Here is a 12,265-nt window from a genome sequence, read left to right on the forward strand (position 1 = left end):
ACTCACTCCCTGTCCTTCGTCCGTCGGTAGACGGAGAAGCGGTCAACGGCGTAACCGATAATCGTCCACGAAAGAATGGTGAGCAGATAAAGCGGCCACGGATTGATGTTGGTATAGGCAAAGATCGGATAAAACCAGGCGGGTACGCTGAGCGAATAGAAGAGCAGATACACCGGATCGTATTCGTGTCCGATATAATGGATAAAGCACAGCAAAAGGCCCACAATAGTCAATATTTTCGTATATTTATAGCGCATCGGTAGCGCCTCCTTTGTCCAAGTTGCAGAGGAAGCAGGCTCCCTGCCGGATGGTCTGGAAGGGAGCGAGCTGGTTTAGCCTCGAAACAGCTTTTTCCACTTGCGGTTATGGTTCGTTGTTTCCGGGAAGGAATCTCCCTTTTTTAGATTGATGATCTTCGGATTATTGATGCCCATATGAAAGGCATTCTCGCCGACTTCCATATATTCGCCGTCGTTCGGCGCTCTGTCTCCCGGACGGAACTGACTCCATTCCCCCACAACAAGCCACCTCCTGTACTTAAATCTGATGTTAGATTTTCCATAAAGCTTCGGAAGCATGCGGGCTAATAATTGCCAGAACACCGTATAAATTAGGGCGCAACGAACGGATTTTGCTTGCGCTGCGTGCTCGATTTTGCTATAGTATTATGGTGCGAGTTTGGATATTATCGATTCTCGCTCCTTGCTCCTGACGGTACAAGCCGACTCAGGGGCCGCTAGTCCAAAAGGAGGTGGCAACATGCGCAAATATGAAGTGATGTACATCATCCGTCCTGACCTGGAACAGGAAGCTGTTCAGGCTACGGTGGAGAAGTTCCAAAACATCATCAACAACGGTGGCGAAATTACGAAGCACGACCTGATGGGTAAGCGCCGTCTTGCGTATGAGATCAACAAGCTGCGTGACGGTCATTATGTGTTGGTTCATTTCAACGCAACCAATGAAGTCATTAGCGAGCTTGACCGCGTAATGAAGATTTCCGACGAAATCATTCGTTACCTGATCGTAAGAGACGTAGCTTAAGGCTTCGTGCCGTAATTGAGTTTGTTGACAACGAGCATCGTCTGACGATGCGGCCGTTGCAACGATCCGGGAGGGAATGCGGATGTTGAATCGTGTAATTCTGATCGGAAGGCTGACACGTGATCCCGAATTGCGTTATACGCCGGCAGGTGTGGCTGTAACCCAGTTCACGCTTGCGGTAGACCGTCCCTTCACAAGCAACCAAGGGCAGCGGGAAGCGGATTTCATCCCGATCGTAACTTGGCGCCAGCTTGCGGAGACTTGCGCAAACTACCTTCGCAAAGGGCGTTTGGCTGCAGTCGAAGGCCGTATCCAAGTACGCAATTATGACAACAATGAAGGCCGTCGCGTCTATGTGACGGAGATCATTGCGGACAATGTGCGTTTCTTGGAATCCGCGAACAGCGCAAACCGCGACGATAGCAGTATGGGCATAAGCGGTGGCGGCGGCAATAGCGGCAGTGGCAATAGTGGCGGCGGGAACCGCGGAAGCTACGGTGGAGGACGCGAACAACAGGATCCTTTCCAGGATGACGGCAGACCGATCGACATTTCCGATGATGATTTGCCGTTCTAGCGATAGAGCGGAAGGACAATCTACGTAGAAAGGACTGAAAACAAGTGGAACAAAGAGAGAGACGTAACCCGGAAGAGCGCGGCGAAAGAAAGTTCGGCGGTCGTGGCAAAAAAGGCGGCAAGCGCCGGAAAGTGTGCTACTTCACGGTTAACAAAATTACGCACATCGACTACAAAGACATCGAGACGCTCAAGAAGTTCATCAGCGAGCGCGGCAAGATTCTTCCTCGTCGTGTGACAGGTACTTCCGCTAAATATCAGCGTATGCTGACCGTTGCGATCAAACGCTCGCGTCAAGTAGCATTGCTGCCTTATACAACGGAATAGATGGATAGAAAAAAGACAGCTGGTATCCTACCGACTGTCTTTTTTCTATATCTTCCCCAAGAAGCTTTTCTAATCCTGCATGCCTAATCTGAACCGGAGGACGATGAACCTTGATGCATTATGGCCTGCAAAACATGTTCTACAAATACATATGGTCGGCAAACTGGTGGAATCAAGGGGCGAAGGATGCGGCGGCTGCTCATCTCGATCTTCGCTGTCAGAAGCGCGACAGCGCTGCCTTTCAGGCGCTGGTCAGCTCGGACCGGGACGAGTTCCTGCTGACCGTCGGCGGAGATGCGATCCTGGGCAAAAGCGGGCCGATTAAGATCGTTCGCTGCGAAGTAGAGACTGACGCGCCATGTCAGTAGAGGTTAAGCTGATCGGCTTGATCGAAGACGACGATCGGACGCTCAAGTCCGATGTGCTGCTGGAGGACCGGTATGCTTACGTGCAGAAGCGGAAAATTCAACCGCTTTGGATCGAGCTACATGCGGGGGAGTCGGCCGCGGCCGGAACGTACAGCGGAAAGGTGAAGTTTTACGCGCATTCGATGTTCGAGGACGAGGCGCTGGAGCGGGAGCTGACGTTCAGCTTGACGATCGGCGACCATGAGCTGCCGGACCCGCAAGAGTACTCGTTTTATCTGGACCTGTGGCAGCATAACTGCAACATTGCCCGAAAGTACAATGTGGCTTACTGGTCTGAGGAGCATTTTGCGATCCTGGATTCGTACCTGTACGGCTTAGGCCAGCTCGGGCAAAAAGCGCTGACCTTGATCGTATCCAAGGAGCCGTGGTGCGGCCAGCGTTCGTTCATCGACGCGGAGCCGTCAGATTTGAACGAGTACAGTATCGTTCCCGTCGTGAAGCGCCGCTCCGGCGAGTTCGCGTATGATTTTTCCCGGTTGGACCGGTATGTCGAGCTTGGGGCGAAGCATGGCATTCGCGAGGAACTGGAGATTTTCGGCCTGGTTAACGTCTGGGAGCACGAAGAGGAAGGCTTCGGAAGCATCGTGCAAGACTATCCTGATGCCATCCGCGTTCGTTATTTCGACGAAGCTGCGGGTAGCTACAAGTTCATCCGTGATAAAAACGATCTTGCGGCGTACGTGCAGGCGCTGGAGCGGCATTTTATCGAGAAAGGATGGATGGATCGGGTTCGGGTCGTGGCCGATGAACCGGAGGATTTCGATTTGTTCGCCAAGCGGATGGCATGTCTTCGGGAGATGGCGCCTGCTTTCCAATACAAGGCGGCGATTCATCAAAGCGAATTTATTCGCAAAGGGGTCCAAGGCATCGTCGATTATGTTCCGATTCTGGACTGTGCGGCCGGGGAGTTAGAGCAGCTGATGCAGGTGCGGTCGGAGGCCAAGGGACGGATGATGTATTACGTCTGCTGCGTGCCGGACAAGCCGAATACGTTTATCAGCTCGCCGGCGATCGAATCGAGGGTCATCCCATGGCTGTCGGAAAGGCTGCGGATGGACGGCTTTTTGCGGTGGAATTATACGGTTTGGCCGGACAATCCGCTCGAAAAGCTGTCTTACCGGCCTTTGCTGTGGAAGGCGGGGGACACGAACTTCGTCTATCCCGGCAAAGGAGGGCGACCGCTGCTGTCGCTTCGCTACAAGTGGCTGCAGCGGGGGGTTCGGGATTTCGAGTACATGCAGTTGCTCAAGCGAAGCGGGCTTGAGGAGCGCGTGGAACAGGCGTTGCAGCGTGTGTTCAAGTTCGATCATCCGGCGGAATTAGGTCCCGGTTCGGGAAAAACGGCAGAGCAATTATACAGTTTTCATCCGGAGGATTACGATCAGCTCTATATGTAGACGGCTCCAACCACAGGCTCAAGGCTTGTGGTTTTTGCTTATCCCGGCGCGCCCCGCATGATTTTTCTTCCGGGCTCGTATCATGATATGATGGAAGGGAGGGCCACCGGGCGTTGGAGGTCTAGCAAGAGGAAAGTAGGGAGAACCGTTGAATATTGCATTTTTCCTTGTCCCGAAGGACGATGTCATTTATTTATCCCCTCATCATACGATGCGTCAAGCGCTGGAACGCATGGAGTACCACCGGTATTCGGCCGTTCCACTCGTGGACGACCATGGCAAGTATGTTGGAACGATTACGGAAGGGGACTTGCTCTGGAAGCTGAAGCATTCGCCGGAGATCGGCTTCGAGAATGCGCATAAGGTGCACCTCAAGGACGTGCCGCAGCATATGGCGATTAAGCCGGTCCGAATTAACCAGCAAATGCAGGATCTGATTACGCTGGCCACCAACCAGAACTTCGTGCCGGTGCTCGACGACAATGAGGTATTCATCGGCATTATCCGCCGCCGCGAAATTATCGATTATTGCTTCAAGCTGTGGCAGTCGGAACAAAAGGTGTAAAAATGTGTTATAATTAACGAAAGCGTCTGGGTAAGGGGAGAAGCGGCCATGTCCAATCTGGATCGTGATGTCGATTTGGCGAAGCGGGCCAAAATTATCGAATGGCTCAAAACCGAACTGGTCGATCAGCTCGCTCATCTGCTGAAGGGCATGTGGGAAGGCAGCCATGCCAAAATCGTTGACGGGCTTTCCAGTCTTATCGCCTGCTGCTATATTCTGGGACGGCGCCTTGGTATCTCTTCGCGCAGTTTGGACGAGGCGGTATTGGAGAAAATGAAAAAGCACCGCGAAGAAGGGCATCAACTGGAAGAGTGGTATGGCGACATATCCGCTGTGGAAGATCATTTGCATAAGAGGTGAATTGCTTGGAAGGAACCCAAAAACCGCGTATGCTCGGGTGGAGCATTGCGTATATCTTTTTGCTTTTATCGATCTTTTTGCCGCCGCTGAACTTGATTACGGCCGCTCTGCTGATGGTGCCGGTGCTGATCATGTATGTGAAGCTCGGAACCCGCCGGTTTTTGGTTCATTACATCGTTAGTTTGGCTGTCGTGTATTTCGTCGCCTCGCTGCTGGCCGGATGGCTCGGGGCACTGCTCGTCTCGGTGTCGATCTTTTTCCTGCCGCCGGTCATTCAGATGGGCAACCTGTACAAAAAGCGGGCCGCGGCGCGAACGGTGCTTACGGCAGGAACGCTTACCTTGCTTGGCGAGCTGCTGCTCACGCTGGTCGTCTGCTCCATGTTTGGCCTGAATCCGATCGGCAGCATGAAACGGCTTATGATGGAGAGCATGCAGACGCTGCCGGTTCAGATGCAGGGCATGATGCGCATCGATATGGACATTTTGGTGCAGTTGATGGTACAGATGCTGCCGCTGTATATGATCGGCTTTTCGCTGTTCTACGTCGTCATATCGCACTGGCTGGCGCGCAAGGTGCTGGTACGCTCCGGCGAGTCGATCCCGGCGTTTAAACCGGTTAAAGATTGGATGCTGCCCAAATCGTTCGTCTGGCTGTATCTGCTTGCGCTCATTCTGGAGATGTTCGTGAAGGATTCGAAGTCGATGATCTTCACTGTGCTTCTCAACCTGCTTCCGCTGCTGATGGCGGCATTTGCGATTCAGGCGATAGCTTTTTTATTTTTCGTCGCGCATGTGAAACGATGGAACAAAACGCTGCCGATTATGGGCATTTTTCTTTTGCTAGTACCGCCGGCTTACTTTATGTTCAGCTTGCTGGGCGTCTTCGATGTAGCCTTTCCGATCCGCGACCGCATGGCCAGCAAATGACTTATCTTACGGATTAGGAGCGAATGAAATGCCGAAGTTCCTGTTGAAGCGTTGGCACGGAATGCATATCGTATGGATGTTTGCGCTGCTTACGGTGCTGATCCTCATTCTTTTCTTGTACTCGTGGATCATCAGTGTGATCGCGTTAGTTCTGTGCGGCATTCTGGGGTACTACACCTTGCAGGCGGAACAGGCGTTCCGTAAGGAATTGAACGAATACGTCAGCACGCTGTCCCATCGGGTCAAGCGGGCGGGGAGCGAGGTCATCCACGAGCTGCCGCTGGGGATTCTCTTGTACAACGAGGATAAGATCATCGAATGGCATAACCCCTTCGTCGCAAAAATGCTGGGGAAAGATTCGTTGATCGGAGAGTCGGTCAACGAGATGTTTCCCGTGCTCAAAGCCCGCAAGGACAAAGAGCTGAAGCTTGAGATGGCGATCAACAAGCAGATTTATGAAGTGCAGGTCCGCCCGGATGAGCGGCTGCTTTATTTTACGGATATCACGGCGCTGAAATCGTTGCAGCTCCGCTATGAGGAAGAGAAGCTGGCGGTCGGTATCGTCATGATGGACAATCTTGATGAGGCAACGCAGGGGCTGGACGACCAGACGCGCAGCATCATGATGGCGAAAGTGACGGGCGAGATCACCGAATGGGCGCAGAAGCATCAAATGTACCTGCGCCGGACGTCGTCGGACCGTTATTTTGTCATGATGGACCAAAAAGGGCTGAAGGCGCTCGAACAGTCGCGCTTTGAGATTCTCGACGAGGTGCGGGACATCACGATTGAGAACAAGCTGCCGATGACGCTCAGTATCGGCATCGCCTCCGGCACGTCGTCGCTCACCGAGCTCGGCCTTTGGGCGCAGACGAGCTTGGATATGGCGCTCGGGCGCGGCGGCGATCAGGCGGCTGTGAAGGTCGGGGAGCGGCTGTCGTTTTACGGCGGCCGGACGAATGCGATTGAGAAGCGGACGCGGGTGCGGGCCCGGGTCATTTCCCATGCGCTGCGGGATTTGATCAAGGATTGCGATAAGGTCGTCATCATGGGGCACCGGGTGCCTGACATGGATGCGATCGGCGCGGCCATCGGGGTGCTCAAGATGGCGCATATCAGCAATAAGGAAGGCTATATTGTGCTGGAAGGGATCAACCCGTCGATCCAGAAGCTGATGGAGACGGTATACGAGGACGAGCAGTTGAACCGCTGGTTCATTACGCCGGATCAGGCGATGCAGATTACAAATTCGCGCACGCTTGCCGTCATTGTCGATACGCACCGGGCCTCGATGACGCCGGAGCCGCGGCTGCTGCAGCTCACATCGCGCAAAGTGGTGGTCGACCATCACCGCCGCAGCGAGGACTTTATCCATGATGCCACGCTCGTCTATATGGAGCCGTACGCCTCGTCCACCTGCGAGCTGGTAACGGAGCTGCTGCAATATTTCCACGAGCGGCTGACGATGGGCGTGCTGGAGGCGACGGCGTTGTTGTCCGGCATCATGGTCGATACGAGAAGCTTCAGCCTGCGTACGGGCGCGCGGACGTTCGAAGCCGCATCGTTCCTGCGGCGGAGCGGGGCCGATTCTTCGTTAATCCAGCGATTGCTCAAGGAAGACTTGGAACATTACGTTCAGAAGGCGGACGTGATCAAGAACGCCGTCGTGATCTTCGACCATATTGCGCTTGCGGTGAACGAGCCGGGACGTAAATATTCACAGTTGCTCATTGCCCAAGTTGCTGATACATTGTTAACTATGACAGGAATTATGGCGTCGTTCGTCATCAGTGAACGGCCGGACGGCCTGATCGGCATCAGCGCGCGGTCGCTTGGCGAGATGAACGTTCAGGTCGTGATGGAACGGATGGGCGGCGGCGGCCATTTGACCAATGCGGCTACGCAATTGGAAGGCACGCTTGCGGAAGCCACGCAGCGGTTAAAGCAAATACTTAGCGAGATTCATGCGGAGGAGGGGCTGTTCGAATGAAAGTCATTTTTTTGAAGGACGTTAAGGGCCAAGGAAAGAAAGGCGAAGTGAAAGAGGTTTCCGAGGGCTACGCAACGAATTTCTTATTTAAACAGCAGTTGGCCGCGCCGGCCAGCGATTCGGCGATGAAGACGCTGGATCAGCAGAAGAAGGCCGAGGATCGTAAAAAGGCGCAGGAGAAAGCGGACGCGCAGGAGCTCGGCAAGAAGCTCGGCGAACTGGCGGTTCAACTGAAAGCAAAATCCGGAGCGGATGGCCGGTTGTTCGGCGCCGTATCGAACAAGCAGGTAGCGGAAGCGCTGGAGAAGCAGGGGATCAAGCTGGATAAGCGCAAAATCGTGATGGATGAGCCGATCCGCACGCTCGGCGTGACCGAGGTGGTCGTCAAGCTGCATCCGGAAGTGACCAGTAAGCTGAAAGTTCACGTGGTGGAAGAATAAATCGGCTGGTCCGATGATGATATGGTTTTTTGGGGAAATGACACATGCAGGAGCGGGCGGTGAAAGGCAGCCGGCTCCTACGTCGTTATAAGGCAGTATCCGGTGGGGAGGATAACGGATGAACGAGAGTTTGTTTATGGATCGCATCCCTCCGCAAAATTTGGAAGCCGAGCAGGCGGTGCTCGGCGCTATTTTGCTTGACGGCGACGCGCTGGTCACGGCGATGGAGCGGGTCACGAGCGACGACTTCTACCGCGGCTCGCATCAGCGCATCTTCGAAGCGATGATCGAAATTGCGGAGGCGAACGAGCCGGTCGACTTGGTCACGCTGACGGCCCGGCTGCAGGATAAGAAGCAGCTGGAGGAAGTCGGCGGCATCAGCTATTTGTCGGAGTTGGCCAATGCGGTACCGACGGCAGCCAACGTCGATTACTACGCGCAGATCGTGGAAGAGAAGTCGATGCTCCGCCGCCTGATCCGCGCCGCGACCCAGATCGTCACGAACGGGTACTCCGGCGAGGACGAAGTGGGAGTGCTGCTCAGCGATGCCGAGCAGCGGATTATGGAGATTTCGCAGGCGCGTTCGGGCTCCGGCTTTATTGCCATCAAAGACGTGCTGATGGAGGTTTTCGACAAGGTCGAGTTCCTCTTTAACCAAAAGGGGAGCACGACGGGAGTCCGTTCCGGGTTTGCCGATCTGGACAAGATGACATCCGGGTTTCAACGTTCGGACCTCATTATCGTAGCGGCGCGTCCTTCGGTAGGGAAAACGGCCTTTGCCCTAAACATCGCACAGAACGTCGGGGTACGAGAAAAGGAGACGGTCGCCATCTTCAGTCTCGAGATGGGCGCGGCCCAGCTCGTGCAGCGGATGATCTGCGCGGAGGCGAATGTGGACGCCGGCCGGATGCGGACGGGCTTTCTTGAGCCGGACGACTGGGAGAAGCTGACGATGGCGATCGGGTCGCTGTCGGAGGCGAATATCTATATCGACGATTCGCCGTCCGTCACGGTAGCGGACATTCGGGCGAAGTGCCGCAGGCTGAAGAAGGAGAAGGGCCTCGGCATGATTCTGATCGATTACCTGCAGCTGATTCACGGCCGCGGCAAGGGCGATAACCGGCAGCAGGAAGTGTCGGAAATTTCGCGTACGCTGAAGCAGATCGCGCGTGAGTTGGACGTGCCGGTCATTGCGCTGTCGCAGCTCAGCCGGGGCGTAGAGCAGCGGCAGGACAAGCGGCCGATGATGTCCGACCTTCGGGAATCCGGTTCGATCGAGCAGGACGCCGATATCGTGGCGTTCCTGTACCGGGACGACTACTATGATAAGGAATCCGAGAAGAAGAACATCATCGAGATCATTATCGCCAAGCAGCGGAACGGCCCGGTCGGAACGGTGGAGCTGGCGTTTCTCAAAAACTACAACAAATTCGTAAATCTCGACCGGTCGCATCAGGAAATGGCGATGGCGCGTTAGCAGCTTCCCAAGTGCGAATTGTTGCATAAGGAACATTTTTTTGCGGAAGTTGGTTTAGGATAGCATAAAGGACGGCATCCTGCGGTAGAATACGCGCAGGTGCCGTTTTTTTGCGTTGGCGCGGATATCGAGAATGTTTTCCGAACAATGCTGGGCATAAGATTATAATTGTTCGCTTTTATTGACTTTACTCTGGTCAACTGCTAAACTAGTCATGGTGCGTTGCACCATATAGGCTAATATTAGGTGGTTTCCCACCTCACGGGGGTAGTGAAGATGTCAACGGTAGTGGTTGTCGGAACCCAATGGGGAGACGAAGGAAAAGGAAAGATTACCGATTTTCTGGCAGAGTCCGCTGAGGTTGTCGCTCGCTATCAGGGCGGGAACAACGCCGGACACACCATTCTCATTAACGATAAAAAGTATAAGCTGACGATGATTCCTTCCGGCATTTTTTATGAAGATAAAGTATGCGTCATCGGCAACGGGATGGTCATTAATCCGGGCGCGTTGCTTGAAGAAATCCGCTATATTCACGAGAACGGCTTCTCCACGAACAACCTGCGCATCAGCGACCGCGCGCATGTCATCATGCCGTATCATTTGCTGCTCGACGGTCTGGAAGAAGAGCGCAAGGGCGATAACAAAATCGGCACGACCCGCAAAGGGATCGGTCCTTGCTATATGGACAAAGCGGCGCGCAACGGCATCCGGATCGTCGATCTGATGGATGCGGAAGAATTCGAGAGCAAAGTGCGTCGCCTTGTCGTCGAGAAGAACACTCTGATCGAGCAAGTGTACGGCTCCAAAGGGATTGACGCCGACTCGATCATTCAGGAATACCTCGGATATGCCGAGCAGCTTCGTCCATACGTTACCGATACGTCGGTCATTTTGAACGACCTGATCGACACAGGTAAGAAGGTACTGTTCGAAGGGGCCCAGGGCGTCATGCTTGACATCGACCAAGGCACGTATCCGTTCGTTACTTCGTCGAACCCTTCGGCGGGCGGCGTCTGCATCGGTTCGGGCGTCGGTCCTTCGAAAATTCAACAAATCATCGGCGTGGCCAAATCGTATACGACGCGCGTAGGCGATGGTCCGTTCCCGACCGAGCTGATGAACGAAACCGGCGACTGGATTCGCGAGCGCGGCAACGAGTACGGCACGGTCACCGGCAGACCGCGCCGCGTCGGCTGGTTCGACAGCGTCGTCGTCCGTCACGCCCGCCGGGTGAGCGGCATCACGGGCTTGTCCTTGAACTCGCTCGACGTGCTCGCCGGTCTGGAGACGGTCAAAATCTGCACCGCGTATACGTACCACGGCGAGACGATCAGCCATTACCCGGCAAGCCTGAAAATGTTGGCCGAGTGCCAGCCGGTGTACGAAGAGCTTCCGGGCTGGAGCGAAGACTTGTCCGGTGTCCGCAAGCTTGAGGATCTGCCGGAGAACGCCAGACGTTATATCGAGCGCGTATCCGAGTTGACAGGCATTCCGATCGCGATCTTCTCGGTTGGCCGCAACCGCGAGCAGACGAATCTGGTGAAGCCGATTTATTAATTCGGAAGATGAAACAGGCAACCCCTCGAACCGTCCTTAAATGACGGTTGCGAGGGGTTTTTCATGTACGCAGTTGCATTTTTCCCCGGCGTCCCCCGATTGGTTTCCCAAAAAAAGGTCAATACTGTGAATAGAGTAGCAGAAGGCAAGATGGGGGATGTCCGGGATGAAATGGCTGATAGGGATCGCCAAGCTGGCGGTCAGTGCGGCGATTACTTCGCTTTGCTGTGTGGCGCTGACGTTCGCCGCTGCCAATACGTATGTGGACTTATTGCTCGACCAGTATCATATTCCGCGTCCGGCCGGTCAAAAGATCGAATGGAGCGCCTTCATGAGCCGGTTCACGGCACAGCTGGGGCTTGGCACAGGGGGCGGCGTGCCTGCAAAGCCTAAAGACTTGGCGGTGTCCGTGCCTCCGGCCAGCAATACGCCTTCCTCCTCGGAAACCGGCATGAAAGAACGCACGCAGACGGACGGTAAAACGACGGCGCCGGGCAGCGGCAAGGCGAACGACGACCCTTACAGGGTGCCGGAGGATGCGGTGGCCGTCTGGAGCCGCCAATCCGGGAAGGCAAGCAACAAGCAGGACAGTCTCGCGGAGCAGGAACGGAAGGTCGTGGTCTCAAGCGAGGAAGTGACGAAGAAGAAGGAGCAGCTGTCCGAAGCGGACAAGGCGAAAATCTTTTCTTTGATGGTCTCGCGCGTGCCGCAGGAGGACATGCAGACGATATCCAAGCTGATGGAAGACGGCATTACGGCCGGTGAGCTGAAGGAAATCGAGCGGCTTCTCCAAAAATCGTTGAAGCCCGACGAGTACAAGCAGTTGATAGGCTTAATTCAAAAGGAAACGCCCTGACATGTGCAGGGCGTTTATTTTTTTCTCATTCAGTTTACCTGCCTCTATTCAATGAACCCCCCGTAGCGGGTCACCGTATCTTCGGCTTGTCGAATCCGCGATGATTCGACAACGACCTGAAGCAAGCAGCCGGGACTTTCGGCTAGTGACAAATGAGATAGCCCGCCGCCGAGAAGGGATGTTGGCATCGGCTGATGCGGCTCTACCCCCGGCTCGATCTGGAGATCGACGACGCCCTGCTTGCGCAGCGCATCCACGGCTTGCTGCAGGTCATGTTCGCTTCGGAAAGCTGCCGTAAAATTTTCCATCGAATGTC

The 12,265-nt window shown here is 54.7% G+C and carries 16 protein-coding genes; 13 read left to right on the plus strand and 3 right to left on the minus strand.

Annotation, left to right across the window (positions count from 1 at the left end; all coding sequences use genetic code 11):
- Positions 1-2: 2 nt before the first annotated feature.
- Together NLX71_RS18100 and NLX71_RS18105 are read right to left on the minus strand one after the other, a co-directional pair.
- Positions 3-257 carry a hypothetical protein gene (locus tag NLX71_RS18100; protein WP_254365200.1) on the minus strand — a complete coding sequence of 85 codons (255 nt, stop codon included), beginning with the start codon at positions 255-257 and terminating at the stop codon, positions 3-5.
- Between the two features lie 75 nt (positions 258-332).
- The gene (locus NLX71_RS18105) at positions 333-518 is read right to left on the minus strand and encodes a YjzC family protein (RefSeq protein WP_254365201.1); all 186 of its coding nucleotides are present in this window, start codon (positions 516-518) and stop codon (positions 333-335) included.
- Positions 519-759: 241 nt separating this feature from the next.
- On the opposite strand from NLX71_RS18105, the gene rpsF reads away from it, so the two are divergent.
- The 13 genes from rpsF to NLX71_RS18170 all read left to right on the plus strand — a co-directional run bounded on the left by rpsF (position 760) and on the right by NLX71_RS18170 (position 11,949).
- Positions 760-1,044: a 30S ribosomal protein S6 gene (rpsF, locus tag NLX71_RS18110; protein WP_036691811.1), complete on the plus strand. Its 285-nt coding sequence runs from the start codon at positions 760-762 to the stop codon at positions 1,042-1,044.
- Between the two features lie 82 nt (positions 1,045-1,126).
- Positions 1,127-1,621 carry a single-stranded DNA-binding protein gene (gene ssb, locus NLX71_RS18115; protein WP_254365202.1) on the plus strand — a complete coding sequence of 165 codons (495 nt, stop codon included), beginning with the start codon at positions 1,127-1,129 and terminating at the stop codon, positions 1,619-1,621.
- Between the two features lie 44 nt (positions 1,622-1,665).
- Positions 1,666-1,947: a 30S ribosomal protein S18 gene (gene rpsR, locus NLX71_RS18120; protein ID WP_036691817.1), complete on the plus strand. Its 282-nt coding sequence runs from the start codon at positions 1,666-1,668 to the stop codon at positions 1,945-1,947.
- Between the two features lie 110 nt (positions 1,948-2,057).
- Positions 2,058-2,315 carry a hypothetical protein gene (locus tag NLX71_RS18125; RefSeq protein WP_254365203.1) on the plus strand — a complete coding sequence of 86 codons (258 nt, stop codon included), beginning with the start codon at positions 2,058-2,060 and terminating at the stop codon, positions 2,313-2,315.
- A complete protein-coding gene (locus NLX71_RS18130; protein ID WP_254365204.1) occupies positions 2,306-3,772 on the plus strand; it encodes a DUF4091 domain-containing protein in 1,467 nt (488 codons plus the stop codon). The genes NLX71_RS18125 and NLX71_RS18130 overlap by 10 nt, the downstream gene beginning before the upstream one ends.
- Before the next feature lie 148 nt (positions 3,773-3,920).
- Positions 3,921-4,337, plus strand: a complete 417-nt coding sequence (locus tag NLX71_RS18135) for a CBS domain-containing protein (protein WP_254365205.1) — start codon at positions 3,921-3,923, stop codon at positions 4,335-4,337.
- A 48-nt stretch (positions 4,338-4,385) separates the two neighbouring features.
- Entirely contained in the window at positions 4,386-4,697 is a 312-nt protein-coding gene (locus NLX71_RS18140; RefSeq protein ID WP_254365206.1) for a MazG-like family protein, read from the plus strand.
- A 5-nt stretch (positions 4,698-4,702) separates the two neighbouring features.
- A complete protein-coding gene (locus tag NLX71_RS18145) occupies positions 4,703-5,626 on the plus strand; it encodes a DUF2232 domain-containing protein (RefSeq protein ID WP_254365207.1) in 924 nt (307 codons plus the stop codon).
- A 28-nt stretch (positions 5,627-5,654) separates the two neighbouring features.
- Positions 5,655-7,616 carry a DHH family phosphoesterase gene (locus NLX71_RS18150; RefSeq protein ID WP_254365208.1) on the plus strand — a complete coding sequence of 654 codons (1,962 nt, stop codon included), beginning with the start codon at positions 5,655-5,657 and terminating at the stop codon, positions 7,614-7,616.
- Positions 7,613-8,056, plus strand: a complete 444-nt coding sequence (gene rplI / locus NLX71_RS18155) for a 50S ribosomal protein L9 (protein WP_254365209.1) — start codon at positions 7,613-7,615, stop codon at positions 8,054-8,056. Before NLX71_RS18150 ends, rplI begins: the two co-directional genes overlap by 4 nt.
- 118 nt (positions 8,057-8,174) lie before the next feature.
- On the plus strand, positions 8,175-9,533 hold the full coding sequence (gene dnaB / locus NLX71_RS18160; protein ID WP_254365210.1) for a replicative DNA helicase: 1,359 nt from the start codon (positions 8,175-8,177) through the stop codon (positions 9,531-9,533).
- 276 nt (positions 9,534-9,809) lie between these two features.
- Positions 9,810-11,093 (plus strand): adenylosuccinate synthase, encoded by a 1,284-nt coding sequence (locus tag NLX71_RS18165; RefSeq protein ID WP_254365211.1) that lies wholly within the window; start codon positions 9,810-9,812, stop codon positions 11,091-11,093.
- 166 nt (positions 11,094-11,259) lie between these two features.
- Positions 11,260-11,949, plus strand: coding sequence for a hypothetical protein (locus NLX71_RS18170; protein ID WP_254365212.1), 690 nt, complete (start codon positions 11,260-11,262; stop codon positions 11,947-11,949).
- A gap of 44 nt (positions 11,950-11,993) precedes the next feature.
- Here NLX71_RS18170 and NLX71_RS18175 read toward each other — a convergent pair whose 3' ends face one another.
- On the minus strand, positions 11,994-12,257 hold the full coding sequence (locus NLX71_RS18175; RefSeq protein ID WP_254365213.1) for a hypothetical protein: 264 nt from the start codon (positions 12,255-12,257) through the stop codon (positions 11,994-11,996).
- Positions 12,258-12,265 lie beyond the last annotated feature (8 nt).

It is taken from the genome of Paenibacillus sp. MZ04-78.2 (assembly GCF_024213375.1).
Taxonomy (GTDB): Bacteria; Bacillota; Bacilli; order Paenibacillales; family NBRC-103111; genus Paenibacillus_G.

Coding starts and splice junctions, on each gene's coding strand:
- NLX71_RS18100 (WP_254365200.1), bottom strand. CDS start 257: ATGCGCTATAAATATACGAAAATATTGACTATTGTGGGCCTTTTGCTG.
- rpsF (WP_036691811.1), top strand. CDS start 760: ATGCGCAAATATGAAGTGATGTACATCATCCGTCCTGACCTGGAACAG.
- ssb (WP_254365202.1), top strand. CDS start 1,127: ATGTTGAATCGTGTAATTCTGATCGGAAGGCTGACACGTGATCCCGAA.
- NLX71_RS18130 (WP_254365204.1), top strand. CDS start 2,306: ATGTCAGTAGAGGTTAAGCTGATCGGCTTGATCGAAGACGACGATCGG.
- NLX71_RS18140 (WP_254365206.1), top strand. CDS start 4,386: ATGTCCAATCTGGATCGTGATGTCGATTTGGCGAAGCGGGCCAAAATT.
- NLX71_RS18150 (WP_254365208.1), top strand. CDS start 5,655: ATGCCGAAGTTCCTGTTGAAGCGTTGGCACGGAATGCATATCGTATGG.
- rplI (WP_254365209.1), top strand. CDS start 7,613: ATGAAAGTCATTTTTTTGAAGGACGTTAAGGGCCAAGGAAAGAAAGGC.
- dnaB (WP_254365210.1), top strand. CDS start 8,175: ATGAACGAGAGTTTGTTTATGGATCGCATCCCTCCGCAAAATTTGGAA.
- NLX71_RS18165 (WP_254365211.1), top strand. CDS start 9,810: ATGTCAACGGTAGTGGTTGTCGGAACCCAATGGGGAGACGAAGGAAAA.
- NLX71_RS18170 (WP_254365212.1), top strand. CDS start 11,260: ATGAAATGGCTGATAGGGATCGCCAAGCTGGCGGTCAGTGCGGCGATT.
- NLX71_RS18175 (WP_254365213.1), bottom strand. CDS start 12,257: ATGGAAAATTTTACGGCAGCTTTCCGAAGCGAACATGACCTGCAGCAA.